This window comes from Pseudomonas sp. MWU12-2037 (genome assembly GCF_023242345.1).
Lineage (GTDB): Bacteria > Pseudomonadota > Gammaproteobacteria > Pseudomonadales > Pseudomonadaceae > Aquipseudomonas > Aquipseudomonas gingeri_D.
In genome coordinates this window covers 276,996-294,192 of sequence record NZ_JALLIZ010000002.1, presented here as the reverse complement: position 1 = coordinate 294,192, position 17,197 = coordinate 276,996, and the positions used below count along the sequence as shown (strand labels likewise).

Annotated in this window: 14 protein-coding genes; 5 read left to right on the top strand and 9 right to left on the bottom strand. The window is 61.1% G+C overall.

The window, feature by feature from the left end; all coding sequences use genetic code 11:
- Positions 1-97: 97 nt before the first annotated feature.
- Positions 98-1,216 (bottom strand): branched-chain amino acid ABC transporter substrate-binding protein, encoded by a 1,119-nt coding sequence (locus tag M5B42_RS04545; protein ID WP_152737910.1) that lies wholly within the window; start codon positions 1,214-1,216, stop codon positions 98-100.
- 361 nt (positions 1,217-1,577) lie between these two features.
- On the opposite strand from M5B42_RS04545, the gene M5B42_RS04540 reads away from it, so the two are divergent.
- Positions 1,578-1,883: a DUF2288 domain-containing protein gene (locus M5B42_RS04540; protein WP_103496320.1), complete on the top strand. Its 306-nt coding sequence runs from the start codon at positions 1,578-1,580 to the stop codon at positions 1,881-1,883.
- 167 nt (positions 1,884-2,050) lie between these two features.
- Here M5B42_RS04540 and M5B42_RS04535 read toward each other — a convergent pair whose 3' ends face one another.
- The 3 genes from M5B42_RS04535 to M5B42_RS04525 form a co-directional block, all read right to left on the bottom strand.
- Positions 2,051-4,225, bottom strand: coding sequence for a hypothetical protein (locus M5B42_RS04535; RefSeq protein WP_103496321.1), 2,175 nt, complete (start codon positions 4,223-4,225; stop codon positions 2,051-2,053).
- 197 nt (positions 4,226-4,422) lie between these two features.
- A complete protein-coding gene (locus tag M5B42_RS04530) occupies positions 4,423-6,630 on the bottom strand; it encodes an EAL domain-containing protein (protein ID WP_283099679.1) in 2,208 nt (735 codons plus the stop codon).
- Between the two features lie 124 nt (positions 6,631-6,754).
- Positions 6,755-7,123, bottom strand: coding sequence for a YkgJ family cysteine cluster protein (locus M5B42_RS04525; protein WP_103496323.1), 369 nt, complete (start codon positions 7,121-7,123; stop codon positions 6,755-6,757).
- A gap of 262 nt (positions 7,124-7,385) precedes the next feature.
- Here M5B42_RS04525 and M5B42_RS04520 point away from each other — a divergent pair, with 262 nt between their 5' ends.
- The gene (locus tag M5B42_RS04520) at positions 7,386-8,732 is read left to right on the top strand and encodes an MFS transporter (protein WP_177099854.1); all 1,347 of its coding nucleotides are present in this window, start codon (positions 7,386-7,388) and stop codon (positions 8,730-8,732) included.
- A 157-nt stretch (positions 8,733-8,889) separates the two neighbouring features.
- Here the strand turns inward: M5B42_RS04520 and rapA are convergent, their stop codons facing one another.
- Complete coding sequence (gene rapA, locus M5B42_RS04515; RefSeq protein ID WP_248745134.1) at positions 8,890-11,736, bottom strand: RNA polymerase-associated protein RapA; 2,847 nt, start codon at positions 11,734-11,736, stop codon at positions 8,890-8,892.
- 246 nt (positions 11,737-11,982) lie between these two features.
- Between rapA and M5B42_RS04510 the strand changes: the two genes are divergently transcribed.
- Positions 11,983-12,324, top strand: a complete 342-nt coding sequence (locus M5B42_RS04510; RefSeq protein ID WP_100938707.1) for an aspartate-semialdehyde dehydrogenase — start codon at positions 11,983-11,985, stop codon at positions 12,322-12,324.
- On the opposite strand, the gene M5B42_RS04505 is transcribed toward M5B42_RS04510, so the two are convergent.
- The 3 genes from M5B42_RS04505 to M5B42_RS04495 form a co-directional block, all read right to left on the bottom strand.
- Complete coding sequence (locus M5B42_RS04505) at positions 12,294-13,523, bottom strand: aminotransferase class V-fold PLP-dependent enzyme (RefSeq protein ID WP_248745133.1); 1,230 nt, start codon at positions 13,521-13,523, stop codon at positions 12,294-12,296. The genes M5B42_RS04510 and M5B42_RS04505 overlap by 31 nt on opposite strands.
- On the bottom strand, positions 13,520-13,990 hold the full coding sequence (locus M5B42_RS04500; protein WP_152737922.1) for a RidA family protein: 471 nt from the start codon (positions 13,988-13,990) through the stop codon (positions 13,520-13,522). The genes M5B42_RS04505 and M5B42_RS04500 overlap by 4 nt, the downstream gene beginning before the upstream one ends.
- Before the next feature lie 89 nt (positions 13,991-14,079).
- Positions 14,080-14,958, bottom strand: a complete 879-nt coding sequence (locus tag M5B42_RS04495; RefSeq protein WP_248745132.1) for a LysR substrate-binding domain-containing protein — start codon at positions 14,956-14,958, stop codon at positions 14,080-14,082.
- Positions 14,959-15,148: 190 nt separating this feature from the next.
- Between M5B42_RS04495 and M5B42_RS04490 the strand changes: the two genes are divergently transcribed.
- Positions 15,149-15,310: a hypothetical protein gene (locus M5B42_RS04490; RefSeq protein ID WP_177099862.1), complete on the top strand. Its 162-nt coding sequence runs from the start codon at positions 15,149-15,151 to the stop codon at positions 15,308-15,310.
- A gap of 144 nt (positions 15,311-15,454) precedes the next feature.
- Positions 15,455-15,571 carry a cytochrome c oxidase subunit CcoM gene (ccoM, locus tag M5B42_RS32105; RefSeq protein WP_017127681.1) on the top strand — a complete coding sequence of 39 codons (117 nt, stop codon included), beginning with the start codon at positions 15,455-15,457 and terminating at the stop codon, positions 15,569-15,571.
- 128 nt (positions 15,572-15,699) lie between these two features.
- Here ccoM and M5B42_RS04485 read toward each other — a convergent pair whose 3' ends face one another.
- Positions 15,700-17,175 (bottom strand): inorganic phosphate transporter, encoded by a 1,476-nt coding sequence (locus tag M5B42_RS04485; RefSeq protein WP_103496329.1) that lies wholly within the window; start codon positions 17,173-17,175, stop codon positions 15,700-15,702.
- Between the last annotated feature and the right edge of the window lie 22 nt (positions 17,176-17,197).

The following is a 17,197-nucleotide window of genomic DNA, read 5'->3' as shown; positions in this document are numbered from 1 at the left end:
GTGAGCCAGCTCCCGGATCGCGGGTGTCGGGCCCATAAACCTCGTAAAACAAAGCCCACTGCTTGCACAGTGGGCTTCTTGACCGGTCAGGCCTGACTTACTGAGGGGATACTTCGGTTTTCGGTTTGCCGAAGTGCCATTGGTAGACCACGAACTTGAAGTCCTTCAGGTCGCCCTTCGCGTCGAAGCTGAGGTCGCCAGTCGGAGTCTTGAAGGTACCGGCGTGGATGGCGGCTGCCACCTTGGCGGTGTCTTCGCTCTTAGCGGCCTTGATGCCTTCGGCGATGACTTCCACAGCCGAGTAGGCCGGGAATACGAATGGGCCGGTCGGGTCTTCTTTCTTGGCCGCAAACGCATCTACCAGGGCCTTGTTGGCCGGATCCTGGTCGAAGGACTTCGGCAGGGTCACCAGCAGGCCTTCGGAAGCGTCCTGGGCAATTTGCGAGATGGAGTCGTTGCCGACGCCTTCCGGACCCATGAACTTGGCGTTCAGGCCTTTTTCCTTGGACTGACGCAGGATCAGGCCCAGTTCCGGGTGGTAGCCGCCGTAGTAGACGAAGTCGACGTTGGCTTGCTTGAGTTTCTGGATGATCGAGGAGAAGTCCTTGTCGCCGGCGTTCAGGCCTTCGAAGACGGCAACCTTCACGCCTTTCTTCTCGAGGGTCTGCTTGACCGCGGTGGCGATGCCTTCACCGTATTGCTGTTTGTCGTGCAGGACAGCAACGATTTTCGGTTTGACGTGATCGGCGATGTAGTTACCGGCGGCAGGGCCCTGGGCGCTGTCCAGGCCGATGGTACGGAACACCATCTTGTAGCCGCGAGCGGTGATTTCCGGGCTGGTGGCAGCCGGAGTGATCATGATCACGCCTTCGTCTTCGTAGATATCCGAAGCCGGTTGGGTAGAGCTGGAGCAGAGGTGACCGACTACGAATTTGACGCCGTCGTTGACCACTTTGTTGGCCACGGCTACGGCCTGTTTAGGGTCGCACGCATCGTCGTATTCCTTGGCTTCGAGCATCTTGCCGTCGACGCCGCCCTTGGCGTTGATCTGTTCGATGGCCATTTTCGCGCCCATGAACTGCATGTCGCCATATTGGGTCACAGGGCCGGTTTTCGGGCCGGCAATGCCGATCTTGATGGTGTCTGCAGCGAAAGAATGGCTGGCAACCCCGGCCAGAACCATAGCGGCGAACAGTTTGGAAATCTGCTTAGTCATTAGTGCTCCACTCTTGCTGTTGTAGTTTTTAGAGTCCTACGGCCGGAGCTGTGGGACCGGGTCAGATTTAACGCCGATATCCCGGTTCTTGCCCCGGCAACTGTACCGATACAGTTTAGTGTGCGCCCTCATCGATTGGATAGCGGGCAGCCGGAGGCAAAATCGAGATATGTCGCTTAAGTGAAAGAAAGAGACAGAATAGCGGCAGATTATCATGCAGATTTTTGTCTGGATGTTGCTAGCTTTCAGCTGCAATCCCTGGCGCCTTCCATCCCCTCGATCACCCCTTCAGTTTCATCTGGGTGTTTCCAAGCGAGCCTCGACGTTATGATTGCGCCGATTTTTTCTCAGGTGGAACCCCATGATTCAAGAACCTAGCACCCTCTATGCCAAGCTGCTTGGTGAAACTGCATCTATTCGCTGGGAAGAGCTGCAACCGTTCTTTGCCCGGGGTGCCCTATTGTGGGTCGAGCCGGCACTGGATCTGATCGCCGCCGCCGAGGCCGTGGCCGAGAACCAGGCTGGGAAAGTCGCCGCATGGCTGGCGAGCGGGGAGCTCGCCAAGGTGTCTGAGTCGCGGGCGCTGGATCTTTTCGAACGCGATCCGGAGTTGTGGGCGGTGGTGGTTTCGCCCTGGGTGATGATCCAGGAAAGAGCAACAAAATAATTCGGCGCCCACTAATAGTGCATAACCCTTGTGCGTTTATAGCTTGCCGGTGTGTAGGTCAGTAACTGCGTTGCGCAGTAATGGCAGTTTGCCCGTGGAGAAAATGCACAGAGACAGATGCACCCCGCGAGCCGCGAGCCAATGGCTTGCGGCTCGTGGGAGCTTTTCTAGTACTCGGTCTTGCCGGTGTGGTTGTTCAGCGAAATGACCTTGGTCTTGCCGATGCGGTGACGGTAGATCTCGCGCAGGTACTTGATGGCCTTCTTCACGCAGTCGCGGGACAGGCGGATATCGTTGATCGAGACGAACTTTTCCTTGTCGTTGATCAGCTCGCGGTACTTCTTCTCGTACATCGGCTTGATCGCGTACCAGTTGGTATCGAGGATTTTCGCCGGGTTTTCGAACTCGTTGAGCAACTCGTCGAGGCTGTCTTCGTCGAACTCATCGCGGGTGATGAAGTCCAGCATCGAGTTGTCCAGCGTATCGTCGAAACGGTACGGGTTACGTGCGAAGCAACGCTTGATAAAAGCCACGATCAGGGTCAGGAAGTCGTCCGACAGGCACGGGCTCTTGGCGATCAGGGTGGTCAGCGACAGGTTCGCCGAGGCACCGATCACCAAGGCGTAGCGCTTGAGCGTGGTGTTGGGGAACAGGCTGTTGAGGTGGGTCTTGAGCCGGTTCAGGTCCATATAGGACAGTTTGTAGTCCTTGGGCAGGGAGACGATCGAGACCACCGACGAGCAGTTCTTGAAGAAGTGCAGGTCGTGCAGCGCCGCGGCGTCGTAGCCCGAGGTCTTGTACTGGTCGAGGGCCGCGCGATAGCGCTTGGACTCGATCGGTAGCAGGCTGATGCCTTCGATCGCCTGGGTCACTTTGTTGAAGTGCGGCAGGTCGATGGAACGGAAGAACAGGTCGTCGATATTCAGCCGCTGGGGTTCTTTCTCGAACACTTTGAACTTGTCGCCGGTGGGCGCCGGCTGTTCCGGTACCACGGATTCGGCGTAGGCAATCGCCACCGGGCCGGCCAGGCTCATAAACAGGTCGTTGGCATCCAGGCGAATGGTCTCGCCGATGTCGATGCCGGCACGCCGGAAATAGTTCTGGTCGTAGTCAGTGGTTACCGCCTGGGCGGTCAGGATGTTGAAGATCTGCTGGGAGATGTACTGGTTGGCGTGTTTCTCCATGGCATTGACATCAATGTTCTGGATGTTGCCGTCATCGCTTTCTTCGGCATAACGCATGATGTCGTTGGAGATCAGCATCATCGCGTTCCATGGGCGAATACGGCCCATGACGCTGGCTTCGCTGCTGTCGTCATTGTCGAAGTTGTACGAGAAGTCCCACTCTTCGGACAGGTACTTGCAGAGCAGGCGACCGGCGTTGATGTGCAGTGCTTCGGACATTTCACTGCGGTGGTCGGAAATATTCGGCAGTACGCAGATGCCGCTGGTGAAGATCGGTTCGAACACGAAGGAGTGGCCGCTCTTGCTGTCGTGCTCGTCGGCCGGCTTGGTGTCGAAGGTCTTGTTCATGTAGGAGTATTGCTGGGCCAGGCCGAATTCCGAGGCCATGCCTGAACCGGTACCGCCGCCGGCGCTGAAGATCGAAAAGTACAGGCGTGACTGGTTGGCCTTGATGCCGCAGGAGTCGATCAGGTACGAATGGATCATCTTCCAGTCGGGGCTGGAGAAGCGCTGGGTGTCCTTGTTCAGGATGATCTTGGCCAGGTACTGGCCGAGGATCGGCGCGTTGCCCGCACCACCGGCATGGACTTCCGACAGGTCCATGATCTTCATCTTGCTGTAGTCGCGGATAAAACCGCTTTTCTCGCCCTTGCGCGAGAAACGGATGCGCCCGGCGATGTCCTTGTCCAGGTCGCCGAGCATCACCAGCGGCTCCACCAGGAACACCGGTTTGGCGGATTTGTTCTGTACCAGGCGCAGGTTGTTGCGGATCCATTGCGCCGGGCGGTAGCCCTTGTCGCTGACCTTGTCTTCGTTGTTGAACTCGTTGAGGTAGAACTTGCGGGCGTTGTACACCAGTTCCGCGACATCCAGGGCAATGTTCGAACCGCAGCGACCCAGGCCGATCAGGCATACCGATGGGAATTCCTGCTCGCGGCGCGCCTCGCTTTCGCCTTCGGTATGGGGCGAGCGGGGGAACACCATGTCGCGCAGGCCGTCGAGGTTGTCGAGGATGCGGTCGGTGTTGGTTTCGGTGAAGTACAGGTATTGCTGAGTCGACAGCGGACGGGGAGTTGAATAGGCCTTGTAGGGTTTTTCCGCGACCGTGGGCGCTATCAGATCGGATACTGCGTTGGCTGGAGTATTTTTAGAGGTCATTGTGCGCCATTTGCCTGGTCTGGTTCGGCGGTCGAAGGGGTATCAACGCGCCATCACGGAGTGAGAGATCGCGACTGTACCTCGCGATATTGGCCTGAGCGATAGGGTTTATCCCTAGGCTCCCCTAGGGGGAATCCTTGCTTGTAGTACCGATGGATCGGCCAAAAATTGGCGTTCTTTAATTGGCGTGGAACTTTTTATGAATTTTGTACTATCAGCGGATTGAACGCGGTGCTGGGCAATTGCCAGTGTAGGTCGAGCTGGCGCAGCACCGGTAACAACTCCTCGAGCGGAACCGGTCGGCTGAGCAGGTAGCCCTGGATAAAGTCGCAGTCGTAGTGCGCGAGGAATTCGTACTGCTGTTGGGTTTCGACGCCTTCGGTGACGACTTGCAAGTGCAGGGTGTGGGCCATGACGATGATCGCCTGGACGATTTCCATGTCCTGGGTCGATTTGGGCACATCGAGGATGAACGAGCGATCAATTTTCAGGGTGTTGAGGGGCAGGCGCTTGAGGTAGGCCAGGGACGAGTAGCCGGTGCCGAAATCGTCGATGGACAGTGACACGCCGAGGCTGCGGATCTGCCGCAACAGTTGCAGGGTGTTGGAAATATTGCCCATCAGGGCGTTCTCGGTGACTTCCAGTTCCAGGCGCTGGGGCGGCATGCCGGCGGTGCACAGGATATTTTCGATTTCATCGGCCAGTTCTTCCCGTGCCAGGTTCAGGGCCGAGCAGTTCACCGCGATCTTCAGTTCGTCGCAGCCGCGCTCGGAGAGCCAGGCCAGGTCCTCGCAGGCTTTGCGCATGACCCAACCGTCGAGTTCGGCGATCATCCCGTTGGCTTCGGCGATGCCGATGAACCGGTCGGGCGAGAGCAGTCCGTGCTGGGGGTGTTGCCAGCGCACCAGGGCTTCGAGTTTGGCGACCTGGCCGTTCTTGAGGTCGTAGATCGGTTGGTAGTGCAGCGCCAGGCCGCTGCCGTCGCGCAGGGCTTGGCGCAGTTCCTCCTCGAGTTGCAGCTCCAGGGTGGCGCGGGTTTTCAGGTTGGAGCTGAAGAAGTGCAGGCTGTTGCGCCCCGCGCCCTTGGATTGGTACAGCGCCAGGTCGGCGTTTTTCAGCAGTTCCTCACAGGATTTGCCGTCATCGGGAAACACGCTGATGCCGATGCTGGTGGTCATGACCATGCGTCGCCCGGCCAGCTCGATGGGCTCCTTCATTTTCAGCATGATGCGCTGGGCCATGTGCCGGGCTTCTTCGCGGTTGTGCAGGCCGATGAGGATGCAGAACTCGTCGCCGCCAAAGCGTGCCACCACATCGTCGTGACTGCGGGTCGCGCTCTTGATATGTCCGGCGATGACCTTGAGCAGTTCGTCGCCGGCATCGTGGCCGAGGCTGTCGTTGATCCGCTTGAAGTGGTCGATATCGAGGAACATCACCGCCAGCATGCCGCCGTTGGTGCTGCGCTCCATCAGCCGTTCGGCGAAGATCTGGTTGAAACCGCGGCGGTTGATCAGGTTGGTCAGGGCGTCGTAGTGGGCCACTTGCGCCAGTGACAGGCGCGCCTGGTCGAGCTGGCTGAGCAGGGCGTTGACCCGTCGCAGGTCATGTTCCTTGCCCTGCAGCTTCTTGTCCGCCAGGGCCGCGCTGATGCTGCTGCCGATGATCAGCAGGGTGATCAGGGCGATGGTCATGCCCAATTGCTGGTGATGGTTGTCCGCCAGTGCGGGCAAGGCGCTACCTGCCGGCAGCATCAGGTGCAACGACCACATCCCGATGAAGTGGGTGCTGAAGATGCCGGCGCCCATCACCAGGCTGGCGGTGTATTTGAGCAGTTGGTGAAAGATCCCGCTGCCGGTGCGAAAGCGCCGTGACAAGACCAGGGCCGCGAGACTGGTGCCGATGGCCACCAGGACAGAAAGACCGACCAGACCGGGGTTGTAGTACTGCACCGCACTCGATTGCAACGCCGACATGCCGACGTAGTGCATGGCTGCGATGCCCAATCCCATGAACAGCGCGGCGCGCACGTACTGTGAGGTGCGCAGCTCGGGATGCCCCAGGGTGTGCATGGCCAGGAAGGAGGCCAGCAGGGCGATCAGCAGGGAGGAGAGGGTGATCGACAGGTCGTATTGAATGTCGATGGGCACCTGGAATGCCAGCATGCTGATGAAGTGCATGGCCCAGATGCCACCGGCCAGGCAACAGGCACCGACCCAGCGCCAGATCCGCTGTTGCGAAGGTTTTTCCACATGACCGACGCGCTCGGCCATGTCCAGCATGGCAAAAGAGGCCGCGCAGGCCACCAGATAAGCCAATAGCACTAGCAACGGATTGTGGCTGCAATTGAGCAGCAGCTGCCCGGTTTCGGGAAGCTCGTTAACAAAATGCAAGCCCAGCCATTCCATAGCATGCCCTACTTGACGCCTTGGACTACCGGTGACTCAGCACCGACCAGTGCGATGGAGTATAGAGGCTCACCTCAGGCTGCAAGGGGGCATGGCAGAGCGACACCAATGATTTGGAAATGACCTAAATAGCGATGGGTACTAAAAAACCGGCCTGTTCCGGCTCCAGCGGTGGCAGTCCGGCCGCCGCGCGGGCTTTGTCGCAGTACTCGTTGTGCACGCCGTCGACCCATGAGGCCTCGAATTCCCGGCAGGTGCTTGAACGTTGATGGTAGATCGAGCAACTGACCTGCTCGCCGACCTTGCCTTCAAGGGCGGTGCAGCGTGGGGCACTGCGTTCGGTACCGAGCATGGCCACGTGGTTGACGCCGACCTGGGTGACCAGTTCGTCGGGCACCAGGCCGCCGGCCGAGGCGCATTCTCCCCAATAGAAAGACACGCGGAAATACGCACAGCAGGCACCACAATTCAGACACGGATTAGCGTCGGGCATGGAAGGTCACGGAGAAAGTGGGGGGAGTCAATCGAGGGCTATTCTAGGCTTCGGCCCGGGCTTTGAAAGGTATTTTTTGCATAACCTTTGCCGACGTCCGGGGCTGCGGCAATCAGGTGATAGGGCAGGGCGCGCGGGGCATTGCCGGGTATCAGCGCCGCGAATGGTGGCAGACAGGCCCGGCGCCGCTCACTAGATTGAGGGTTCCGGGCTCAACGCGTCTGGCGGGCTGGCCCCTATAACAATAAAAGAGACGGACCCCATGCAGAACTCGACCCAAGCGGCGAATGCCTGGCGCATTCTGTTCCTGTTGTTCCTCGCCAACCTCTTCAACTTCTACGACCGTACCCTGCCGGCGATCATCATCGAGCCGATCCGCATGGAGTGGCATCTGAGCGACTTCCAGATCGGCATCATCGGCACCGCATTTACCATTGTCTATGCCATTGCCGGCCTGCCCCTGGGGCGGATGGCCGACAACGGCTCGCGCAGCAAGCTGATGGGCTGGGGCCTGGCGGTCTGGAGTGGGCTGACGGCGGCGAACGGCCTGGTGGGCAGTTTCGCCACTTTCCTGCTGGTACGCATGGGGGTGGGCATTGGCGAGGCCGCTTATGCGCCCGCCGCCAATTCGCTGATCGGCGATCTGTTTCCGGCGCACCGCCGGGCGCGGGCCATGGGCATCTTCATGCTCGGCTTGCCGCTGGGGCTGGTGCTGGCGTTCTTCACCACCGGGGCCATGGTCAAGGCCTTCGACAGCTGGCGCGCACCGTTCTTTATCGCGGCGGTGCCGGGGTTGCTGCTGGCGGGGTTCATGTTCTTGATCAAGGAACCGAAGCGCGGTGCGGCGGAAACGGTGAAGGTCTCCCAGGAGAAGATCGACCGTCCTGTGCGTCGCCTGATGGCGATCCCGACGTTTCTCTGGCTGGTGCTGGCGGGGCTGACCTTCAACTTTGCCACCTACGCCTGCAACTCGTTTCTGGTGCCGATGCTGCAGCGCTATTTCCTCATGCCCTTGCAGGAAGCCGCGGTGGCGACCGGCTTTATTGTCGGGGTCACCGGCTTGGTTGGTTTGACGCTGGGCGGTTGGGTCGCGGACAAGCTGCACCAGCGTGTTGCCAATGGTCGGCTGTTGTTCGCAGCGGTAAGCCTGGTGATCTCGACGTTGACCACCGGCTGGGCGCTGCATGCCGGGCGGATCGAGATCGGCGTGTTCGTGGCGGTGTTCAGCGTCGGTTGGCTGTTTGCCTATAACTTCTACACCTGTGTTTATACGGCGATTCAGGACGTGGTCGAGCCACGGCTGCGGGCGACGGCGATGGCCGTCTACTTTGCCGGTTTGTATCTGTTGGGCGGTGGTTTGGGGCCGGTGGTGGTGGGTTTGCTGTCCGATCATTTCGCCCATGCGGCGATGCTGGCGGCGGGGGCCGAGCAGATGAGCGAGGCGTTCAAGGCCGTCGGTCTGCATGACGCGATGTACCTGATTCCGGGTGCCTTGTTATTGACGCTGGCGTTCCTGTTCCAGGCGGCGCGGTGTTTCAGCAAGGATGCGCAGCGTATGCGCGAGGGGATGGTGGCGGATGCGCCGGCTGTGGCGCCGGTTACCGCCTGACGCCAGATCCTCGCAAGGTTCAAGGGTCTCTTCGCGGGCAAGCCCTGCTCCTACAGTACATTGTCGTTCACTGATGGTGTGTACGACATAGCACTGTAGGAGCAGGGCTTGCCCGCGAAGACGTCAGTTCTAATGATGCAGGACCGTCAGGTAGTTATCAGCCCGCCACCAACACCCGAATCGCTTCCAGGCGCAGCGCGGCTTTTTCCAGCATGGCCAGACCTTGCTCACGTTGCTGACGCAAGGCCACCAGCTCACTGTCTCGCACGCTCGGGTTGACCGCCTGCAACGCGGTCAGGCGTGCCAGCTCTTCATCGGTATCCGCCGCCAGGCGTCGCTGGGCCTCGGCCACACGCTCGGCGTGACGTGGTGCGATCTTGGCTTCACCGGCGTTGATCTTCGGCGTCAGGCTGTCGCGCTGGGCCTGGATGAACTTGTTGGCGCTGGCCCGTGGCACGCTTTCCAGCTGGTCGTTCAGGGTTTCGAAGGCCACCCGTGTCGACAGGTCGTTGCCATTGGCATCCAGCAGGCAGCGCAATGCCGCCGGCGGCAGGTAGCGGCCCAGTTGCAGCGAGCGCGGCGCGACCACTTCACTGACATAGAGCAGCTCCAGCAACACGGTACCGGGCTTGAGCGCCTTGTTCTTGATCAGCGCCACGGCGGTGTTGCCCATCGAACCGGACAGCACCAGGTCCATGCCGCCCTGCACCATCGGGTGTTCCCAGGTGATGAACTGCATGTCTTCGCGCGACAGCGCCTGGTTGCGGTCGTAGGTGATGGTCACGCCTTCGTCGTCGCCCAGGGGGAAGCTGGCGTCGAGCATCTTCTCGCTCGGCTTGAGGATCAGGGCGTTTTCCGAATGGTCTTCGCTGTCGATGCCGAAGGCGTCGAACAGGGTTTCCATATAGATAGGCAGGGCGAACTGGTCGTCCTGCTCATGGATCGCCTCGACCAGCGCGTCACCTTCGCCGGCGCCACCGGAGTTGAGTTCCAGCAGGCGGTCGCGACCGGTGTGCAACTCGGCTTCCAGGCGCTCACGCTCGCCACGGGCTTCGTCGATCAGCGCCTGCCACTGGCCGTCGTCGGCGTTTTCCAGCAGCGGCAGAAGGCGCGGGCCGAACTGGTGCTGCAAGGCGTTGCCGGTCGGGCAGGTGTTGAGGAAGGCGTTCAGCGCTTCGTGGTACCACTGGAACAGGCGCTCTTGCGGGCTGGTCTGCAGGTACGGCACATGCAGTTCGATCACATGCTTCTGGCCGATCCGGTCGAGACGGCCGATGCGCTGCTCCAGCAGGTCCGGGTGGGACGGCAGGTCGAACAGCACCAGGTGGTGGGAGAACTGGAAGTTGCGGCCTTCGCTGCCGATTTCCGAGCAGATCAGCACCTGGGCACCGAACTCTTCATCGGCGAAGTAGGCGGCGGCGCGGTCACGTTCGAGGATATTCATGCCTTCGTGGAACACCGTGGCAGGAATCCCGGAGCGCACGCGCAGGGCGTCTTCCAGGTCCATGGCGGTTTCGGCATGGGCACAGATCACCAGGACCTTGGTGCGCTTGAGCATTTTCAGCTGGTCGATCAGCCACTCGACACGCGGGTCGAAGCGCCACCAGCGAGCTTCGTCGTCGGTGTCCGGCTGGGCCTGGAAGCTGACTTCCGGGTACAGCTCGGCGTGTTCGCCCAGGGGCAGTTCGAGGTATTCGTCCGGGCATGGCAGCGGGTAGGCGTGCAGCTTGCGCTCCGGGAAACCCTGCACGGCGGCGCGGGTGTTGCGGAACAGCACGCGGCCGGTGCCGTGGCGGTCGAGCAGCTCACGCACCAGGCGCGCGCTGGCTTCGGCGTCGCCGTCGTTGACCGCGGTCAGCAAGGCTTCACCTTCATCACCGAGGAAACCCTGGATGGTCTTGTGCGCGGCAGGCGACAGGCGACCTTTGTCCAGCAGTTCCTGGACGGCTTCGGCCACCGGGCGATAGTTCTCGCTCTCGGCGCGGAAGGCCTTGAGGTCGTGGAAACGGTTCGGGTCAAGCAGGCGCAGACGGGCGAAGTGGCTGTCCTGGCCCAGTTGTTCCGGGGTCGCGGTCAGCAGCAGGACGCCGGGAATACTCTCGGCCAGCTGTTCGACCAGAGCGTATTGCGGGCTGACCTGGTCTTCGTGCCAGACCAGGTGGTGAGCTTCGTCGACCACCAGCAGGTCCCAACCGGCGGCGAACAGCGCATCCTGGGCCTTCTCGTCTTCCACCAGCCACTCCAGGGCCACCAGGGCCAACTGGGTGTCTTCGAACGGGTTGCTGGCATCGCTTTCGATAAAACGTTCGGCGTCGAACAGTGCGACCTGCAGGTTGAAGCGCCGGCGCATTTCCACCAGCCATTGGTGCTGCAGGTTCTCCGGCACCAGGATCAGTACGCGGTTGGCGCGGCCCGAGAGCAACTGGCGATGGATCACCAGGCCGGCTTCGATGGTCTTGCCCAGGCCCACTTCGTCGGCCAGCAAGACCCGTGGTGCGATGCGGTCGGCGACTTCCCGGGCGATATGCAACTGGTGGGCGATCGGTTGCGCGCGTACGCCGCCCAGGCCCCAGAGCGAGGATTGCAACTGGCGGCTGGTGTGTTCCAGGGTGTGGTAGCGCAGCGAGAACCAGGCCAACGGGTCGATCTGCCCGGCGAACAGGCGGTCGCTGGCCAGGCGGAACTGGATGAAGTTCGACAGCTGGGTTTCCGGCAGCGTGACGGCTTCGTTCTGCGCGTTGAGGCCGTGATAGACCAGCAGGCCGTCGACATCGTCGACTTCCCGCACGGTCATCTTCCAACCTTCGAAGTGGGTGATGGTGTCGCCCGGCGAGAACCTCACGCGGGTCAGGGGCGCATTCCGTAGCGCATACTGGCGGGTGTCGCCAGTGGCCGGGTAGAGCACGGTCAACAAGCGGCCGTCCTGTGCCAGAACGGTGCCTAAACCCAACTCCGCTTCGCTGTCACTGATCCAGCGTTGCCCCGGTTGATACTGCTGCGCCATGCTGCCTGACTCCCGCCTTGAAAAAGCCGACTATGTTAACGGAATCGACGCTTTCAGGCCAAAAGAAGCTCACAAATACCGCGCTTTTAGCGAGCATCCCGCCTTTAGTCGGTGCGAGACCTGAAGGAAAGGGTAGCTCATCGGGATCTCGGGCACCTTTGTCTGTTAATCCGGTCACAGTTTGACCATCCTGGGCTCAAGTCGCCGAGCGCGCCGCCGACAGCCTGACGACAGGAGAATGCCATAATGCTGCCACCCATATTGCCTTTGAGTGTCGTACCGATTACGTCCCAGACGGATCCGATTCGACCGCAACCGAATATCCCCCCCGTGGTGCCGGTCCAACAAAGCTCCAATGAGAGCACCATCGACCTGCAAAAGCGTGACCCGGACGAGGCCGGTTGGCTGCTGCGCGAGGAACAGCGGCGCCAGCAGGAACAGCAACAACGCCGCCGCGAAGCCGACGACGACCCCGAGTTGCACCTGGCCGTCCCGGGCGATGAGTTGAATGCCGACAATACCGTACCGGTGGTGGCGCTGATGGACGATCAGCCGCGTCAGGGCCTGCTGGTGGACGTTGAGGTCTGACGGCGCTCGTTGACCAGTAGCCGCAGGGCCTGGAGCAAGGCGTCGATTTCTTCCCCGGTATTGAGATGACTGACGGCGATCCGCGCAATGGCCGGCAGGTCCCGGGCTTGCATATCCAGTGGCGTATAAGCCGTGCCATTGGCTCCCAGGTTGATGCCGTTTGCGGCCAGCCGCTGTTTCAGTTCAAAAACGTCCCACCCTTCCAGCGTGAACGCAATCAGTCCTGATTGCTGCCCGGGCAGGCCCAGGTCGCGCAGTTCAAGGCCGTTGATCTGGCCCAGTGCCTGGCGCAGTGGTTGGCTTAACGCCTGGATTCGCTGATAAATGCGCTCGATCCCCACCTCCACGGCTTCTTTCAGCGCATTCGCCAGTCCGGCCAGCAGCGCCAGGGAGACTTCGCTGGTTTCAAAGCGGCGCGCATCGTTCCTCGGGGTGAAGGCATGGCCGTCCCAGGGGGCCGAGAGCACATCGAGCTGGACCGGCTTGAGTCGTGCCATGAATTCCGGGCGTATATACATCAGCGCTGTTCCCCTCGGTCCGCGGAGGAACTTGCGGGCGGCGCCCTTGAGCACATCGCAGCCCAGGGCCTGGACATCACAGGGCAACTGGCCCAGTGCTTGTCCGGCGTCGATGAAGTAGGCAATGCCATGTCGGCGTGCCACTTCGCCGATGGCCCGGGCCGGGTTGATCAGGCCACCGTTGGCCGGTAGCCAGGTCAGGGCGATCAGCTTCACGCGCGAATCGATCATCTGTTCCAGGGCGGGCACCGACACCGCGCCGCTCTCGTCACAGGGGATCACCTCGATCCGGGCTCCGGATTGGACGGCCTGGGTCATGCAGGCCAGGTTGCCGCCCCATTCATGCCGCCCCACCAGAATCCGGTCGCCCGGGCGCCACTCCCCCAGGGCACTGAAGGCCATGCCCCAGGCCGCCGAGCCGCTGCCGGTAAAGGCGATGGCGGCGCTGTCGGTGCCCAGCAGTCGGGCCGCCCAGTGGCGAGCCTGCTCTTGCAGCCTGGCCCCTTCAACGCCGGCTTCCATGGGCCCGATGGTCGCTTCGCGCAGCAGTTGCGCGTTGATGGCGTCCAGCGTGGCCTGGCTGGGCAGGGAGGCGCCGGCGTGATTGAAATGGATCACCCGGGCGCAGCCAGGGGTGGCGGCACGCAGGCGGACGATTTCGTCCGCAAGCAGATCGTTCATGGCCGCAGCTCGAAAATCGCGTCGATCTCCACGGCCACACCGCTGGGTAGACTGGCGACGCCGACGGCGGTGCGCGCATGGCGGCCCTTGTCGCCAAGGGCATTGACCAGCAGGTTGGAGGCGCCGTTGGCCACGGCTCCCTGGCGCTGGAAGTCGGGACTGCTGGCGACAAAGACACCCAGACGGACGATCCGCACCAGGCGCGACAGATCATCGTCAAGGGCGTGGCCCAGTTGTGCCAGCAGGCCGAGCGCGGCGAGTTCGGCGGCCTGTGCACCCTGGGCCTCGTCCAGGCTGTCGCCCAGGCGTCCGATAAAGGCCGGCTTGCCGTCTTGCAGGGGAATCTGTCCGGAAATGAACAGCTGGTTCTGGCTGATGACGTAGTTCACATAGTTGGCGATCGGCTGCCCCGGTTGCGGCAGGTTCAGGCCTAGCTGGGCCACTCGGTCGGACAGGGAATGATTCATTGGGCAAACCTCAGGGAAAGAGGCCTGAGCATGCTGGGCCGGCCTGGGGCCGACAAACGGATAGATTCAATCCGACGTATCCAGATAACTCATGGGTCGGCGGCGCTGCACTGCTCCAGCAACCACTCACAGAAGCATTCGGCGGCGGGGCTCAATGCGCTGTTGGGTTTGACCAGCCAGTAGCCGATCTCGCTTTCAAAGGCCGGTTGGTCGAAGGCATTCACCAGCACACCTTCCTTGAGGCGGCGCTCGATCAGGCGCTGGCGCCCCATGGCAATACCCTGCCCGGCGATGGCCGCTTCGACCACTATGTTGTAGTCGTGGAGCATGACGCTGGGGTAGTGCTGAACGTCCAGGTGATAGTGGCGGGACCAGTCGATCCATTCGAACGGTTGCGGTGCCTGTGACATGAGCAGCGGACCGTGTTCGATGCCGTTGGCCTTGAAGGCCGGGCTGCAGACCGGAAAGAGGCGCTCGCCCATCAAGCGTACAGCGTCGACATGGGGCCAGCCGCCTTTGCCATAGCGGATCGCCAGGTCCACTTGGGCGCCGGCCACATCGGCCAGTTGGATCGTGGGTTCCAGCTCGACCCTGATTTGCGGGTGGCGAATCGTGAAGCCGGTCAGGCGCGGCGCCAACCAGAGAGTGGCGAAGGAGGCCAGCAGGCCAATGCGCAGCACCTGGTTGGCTCGGGGCAGGCTGAGCTGGCGGGTCGCCAGGGCGATCTGCTCCAGGGCCGGGCGTATTTGCTGGTAGTACTGGTCGCCATCCTCTGTGAGATCAATGGCGCGGGTGCGTCGGATAAATAGTTGTCGACCCAGATGCTGTTCGAGTTTCTGCACCTGGTGGCTGATAGCGCTCTGACTGACGCACAGCTCATCGGCGGCCTTGATGAAGCTCAGGTGGCGGGCCACGGCCTCGAAGGCGCGCAGGGCCATCAAGGGCGGCAGATCCCGGTGTAACGCCACTTCGGCGCTCCTTTGCATTTGATCGTGGTCGGAGGATTGTGCTGGGAAATCGCGGGACTGCCCAGACCTTGTTGTGCGTGAGGTCTGGATAACCGACTGACTTGCCCGCATTATTAACCCATAGCGCGTGTTGAAGGTTACCGATAGTGGCCCTTTGATGTAACTCGACGGATAGCGATGTAATCTGACCATGAACCAAGATGACAAGTTGATCGACCTTAATGCCGAACGGGCCAAGCGTGTCCATGATCTCAATGAAAAACGCCTGAATGAAGTTCGCCAGGCGTTCGAACAGGCCATGCCGCTGGGCAAGGGCAAGAAAAAACCGAAGAACAAACCGAAAAAGCGCTGATACCCCCGCTGATTCTTGATATGGATCAGTTATTCCCCTTCTCCCGCGCCCGGCCTTGGGCGGCATTGATCCTGGTCAATTTTTCACTGTGCCCCCTGGGCTAACTTAGCCCCATCGCAACAGGGCAAGTGCAGGAGGCCAGTCATGTTCTTCGATAACGTGGTGATCGCCGGAGTGCTGACCGTCGGCCTCATGGTGATGTTCTTCGCCGGTTTTGGATTTTTTATCTGGAAAGACTCACATAAACGGAAAAAACCGTAGAGCTTCCAGGGAACGAGCACGCAAGGCATTTTGGGCGACTTCGGTCGCCCTTTTTTTTGCTCTTTTTATCGACAATAAAAAAGGTGCGGTCCCGATGGGAGCGCACCTTTTTTGTTATCCGCCCGGAATCAGCTGCCGAGCACCTTCGTCGCCAGCCAGAACAAGCCGGCGGACAAGCCGATGGTCATTGGCAGGGTCAGCAGCCAGGCCAGCAGGATGGTCTTGATGGTGCTGCCTTGCAGGCCGCTCTTGCTGGCAATCATGGTCCCGGCCACGCCTGACGACAACACGTGGGTGGTCGAGACGGGCAGGGCGACGATATTCGCCAGGGCGATCAAACCGGCGGTGGTGATTTGCGCCGACATGCCCTGGGCATAGGTCATGCCCTGTTTGCCGATTTTCTCGCCGATGGTCAGGACCACGCGCTTCCAGCCGATCATGGTGCCCAGGCCCAGGGCCAGGGCTACCGCCATGATCACCCAGAACGGGGCGTATTCGGTGGTGGCGGTCAGGTCCTTGCGCAGTTTTTCCAGGTCGGCCTTTTCCCGGGAATCCAGGCCCGGCAACTTGCCGACTTGCTTGGCGGTGTCATCCAGGCAGAGCAGGTCGCGACGCACTTCAATGCGCTTGTCCGGCGACAGCGAATGGTAGTCGGTCACGCCCGTGAGGTTGCTCATCAGGGCGTTGATGTTCGCTTCGGTGCGTTGCGGGTTGCAGCGGAACTTGCCCGGCATATCGTCGGCAACATTCTTGCCCAGGGCGAGGAATTCGCTCAGGGTGGCGTTGTTGCGCTGATAGAACTGGCTCAGGTGCAGGGTCGCGTCGCGGGTGCGTTCGATCTGGTAAGTGGTGGTGCTCAGGTCGAGGACGAACTGCGCCGGGACAATACCGATCAGCACCAGCATGATCAGGCCGATGCCTTTCTGGCCGTCATTGGAACCGTGCACGAAGCTCACGCCCATGGCGGAGATCACCAGCACCATGCGGTTCCAGAACGGCGGATGCTTTTTGTCGTCGATCTTGCGCCGCTGTTCCGGGGTCTTGTGCATCTTGGACTGTGGACGCCACCATTTCAGGCCGACCAGTATCAGGCCCGCCACCAGCAAGCCAGCAATCGGCGAGAAGACCAGCGAGGCGCCGATGTCGACTGCTTTCTGCCAATTCACCCCTTCGCTCACGGGAATGCCGTTGAGCAGGGCATTGGCCAGGCCGACACCGAGGATCGAGCCGATCAGGGTGTGGGAGCTGGAGGCCGGGATACCGAAGTACCAGGTGCCCAGGTTCCAGGCGATGGCCGCCGCCAGCAGCGAAAACACCATGGCCAGGCCATGTCCGGTGTTGACGTTGATCAGCAGTTCCACCGGCAACAGGTGGACGATCGCATAGGCGACGCCGACCCCGCCCAGCAGCACGCCGAGAAAGTTGAATACACCGGAAAAGAACACCGCCAGATGAGGTGGCATGGCTTTGGTGTAGATAACAGTGGCCACCGCGTTAGCGGTGTCATGAAAGCCGTTGATGAACTCGAAGCTGAGGACAAAGGCCAGGGCGAGCACCAGGCTTACAATCACCCAGGCATCCAGTCCGCTGAATAAATCGATCATGAAGGTTTTCTGACCCGGTCAT

Coding starts and splice junctions, on each gene's coding strand:
- M5B42_RS04535 (WP_103496321.1), bottom strand. CDS start 4,225: ATGACCTCTAAAAATACTCCAGCCAACGCAGTATCCGATCTGATAGCG.
- M5B42_RS04500 (WP_152737922.1), bottom strand. CDS start 13,990: ATGAATCATTCCCTGTCCGACCGAGTGGCCCAGCTAGGCCTGAACCTG.
- M5B42_RS04490 (WP_177099862.1), top strand. CDS start 15,149: ATGAACCAAGATGACAAGTTGATCGACCTTAATGCCGAACGGGCCAAG.
- M5B42_RS04540 (WP_103496320.1), top strand. CDS start 1,578: ATGATTCAAGAACCTAGCACCCTCTATGCCAAGCTGCTTGGTGAAACT.
- M5B42_RS04485 (WP_103496329.1), bottom strand. CDS start 17,175: ATGATCGATTTATTCAGCGGACTGGATGCCTGGGTGATTGTAAGCCTG.
- M5B42_RS04510 (WP_100938707.1), top strand. CDS start 11,983: ATGCTGCCACCCATATTGCCTTTGAGTGTCGTACCGATTACGTCCCAG.
- M5B42_RS04525 (WP_103496323.1), bottom strand. CDS start 7,123: ATGCCCGACGCTAATCCGTGTCTGAATTGTGGTGCCTGCTGTGCGTAT.
- M5B42_RS04530 (WP_283099679.1), bottom strand. CDS start 6,630: ATGGAATGGCTGGGCTTGCATTTTGTTAACGAGCTTCCCGAAACCGGG.
- rapA (WP_248745134.1), bottom strand. CDS start 11,736: ATGGCGCAGCAGTATCAACCGGGGCAACGCTGGATCAGTGACAGCGAA.
- M5B42_RS04505 (WP_248745133.1), bottom strand. CDS start 13,523: ATGAACGATCTGCTTGCGGACGAAATCGTCCGCCTGCGTGCCGCCACC.
- M5B42_RS04520 (WP_177099854.1), top strand. CDS start 7,386: ATGCAGAACTCGACCCAAGCGGCGAATGCCTGGCGCATTCTGTTCCTG.
- M5B42_RS04545 (WP_152737910.1), bottom strand. CDS start 1,216: ATGACTAAGCAGATTTCCAAACTGTTCGCCGCTATGGTTCTGGCCGGG.
- ccoM (WP_017127681.1), top strand. CDS start 15,455: ATGTTCTTCGATAACGTGGTGATCGCCGGAGTGCTGACCGTCGGCCTC.